Below are 1,835 nucleotides of genomic sequence, written 5' to 3' on the forward strand. Positions count from 1 at the left end.
CCGCCGGCGCGGTAGCGTCAGGCACGTCGAGGTCTTCCGGATGAGGCGTGTAGGAACCTTCATCCTCGGGAGACCTCGACCCCTATCCAGTCACCGACGCGCCRACCACCGCACCGTGCCTTACACCGTCGATTGTGAAGAGCCAGTTATTTGGTAGGCGATGCGTGGCTAGGACGAGGGGCGCCCTGAATGTCGACTCGGACGAGAACCAGCGCATCTTCGCCCGGTTCCGTCGAGCCCGCTGCCGCTCCTCTTCGCTGTTGCTCGACCACAATGGCCGCAACATCCAGCAGACACCCAGCAGGTCGCCGACGAGTTCGGCCCGCTCGCCCCGCTGCGGATGCAGCTGCGTGGCGGCCCCCGGCGCCGAGGTCCGCCGACGCCTCAGCCGCCGGGAGTGCTCCCTCACGCCGCGGCTGCACGGTGCCAGACCGGAACTCGACCCCGCCGAACTTGCATGACCGATCTAGGGCAGCCGTCATGTACTCACGGCAGATCCTCGTCCCAACCCGGGTGAGCCACCGCACCGTAGCCCTCGCTTGTGGGAACGGATGGTGTAGGCGGCGGCCTGACGAGTCACTGACTGTTGTCGCGTTCCGGGTGCGGGCCACCGCGTCTCGGTGGTACATCTGCACCATGGCGCGCCATAACGGCGGGCACTGACACGCAGGAGTGATCATGGGCGACATCGCCGGCAAGGTCGACAAGGCGTTCGAGGCTTCCTCGGTGAGTGAGCTGGCCGACGCGCCAGTGGACGCGCTGCAGGGGGTCAGCGCCGCGGACGCGGAGCACCTGAAGGCCGCCTTCAACATCAAGACGGTTCGTGACCTCGGGACGAACAAGTTCTTCCTGTGGGCGCAGGCCATCGCCAAGCTGGCCGAGTAGACCACGAGCGAGCGGCCTCTCCTCTTCGCGCCACCGCGCATCACCCTCGAACGGGGCCGCAATGTCCCGGCGGTGACGCATCGCTCGGCGTGTCCACGCCGCGGCGCCGCACTCCTTTCAAGAGGAACGAGAGAACCATGCTCAAAGGCTTCAAAGAGTTCATCTTGCGCGGCAACGTCATCGACCTGGCCGTTGCCATCGTCATCGGCATCGCCTTCGGCAAGGTCATCGAGGCATTCGTGACGATCATCATGGACCTCATCGGCAAGGTCGGTGGCACCCCGGACTTCTCCAACTGGGTCCCCGGCGGGGTCCACGTCGGCGCCTTCATCACCGTGCTCATCAGCTTCCTGATCGTCGCCGCCGCGGTGTACCTCATGGTCGTGCTGCCGATGAACAAGCTGGCCGAACGCCGCGCCCGCGGCGCGGAGCCGCCCACCGAGGCACCCACGGAGGAAGTCCTGCTGCTGACCCAGATTCGCGACTCGCTCCAGGTCCGCTGACCAGCGACCACGTCAATCACGCCGGTGCCGAGCCGTCAGGAGCTCGGCATCGGCACTTGACGGTCCGTCCTGCGGCGGGGGCAATGTGCCTATTGCTATGGACTTCTCAGGCGTCGCCGGGACCTGGTGGCCCTCTAGCTCTGCGCCGGGAGGGGCGAGTTCGCGGCATCGCGACGGCGTAGGGCACTGCCCCCGGTATAGGTGGAGGCGGCTGTGCCGTTCGTGCTAGCACCCGCTGGGAACGGCTTTGGGGGTCCTGCCCGACTCGGCCGGTGCCTCAGAAGGCCCCGAACGCACATGTGGCGTCTGCCCGGCCGGCACGGGGCCTCACTCCTCGGCGCGGGCCTCAAGGTCTGCCAGGAACTCCTGCACGGCAGGCTCTCCACCGCTGCGGAACACATGGACCACTGCCTCGTCGACGATCATGGAGCAGGCCTCCGACGCGGC

At 67.2% G+C, this 1,835-nt stretch carries 2 protein-coding genes; both read left to right on the forward strand.

Translation table 11 applies throughout. From position 1 onward, the window contains the following. Window positions 1-678 precede the first annotated feature (678 nt). The gene (locus AB4030_RS22320; protein WP_442281393.1) at window positions 679-885 is read left to right on the forward strand and encodes a hypothetical protein; all 207 of its coding nucleotides are present in this window, start codon (window positions 679-681) and stop codon (window positions 883-885) included. A 137-nt stretch (window positions 886-1,022) separates the two neighbouring features. Continuing rightward, on the forward strand, window positions 1,023-1,388 hold the full coding sequence (mscL, locus tag AB4030_RS22325; protein WP_442281394.1) for a large conductance mechanosensitive channel protein MscL: 366 nt from the start codon (window positions 1,023-1,025) through the stop codon (window positions 1,386-1,388). The last annotated feature ends 447 nt before the right edge of the window (window positions 1,389-1,835 follow it).

The organism is Terrabacter sp. 2YAF2, from assembly GCF_052114705.1.
Taxonomy (GTDB): Bacteria; Actinomycetota; Actinomycetes; order Actinomycetales; family Dermatophilaceae; genus Terrabacter.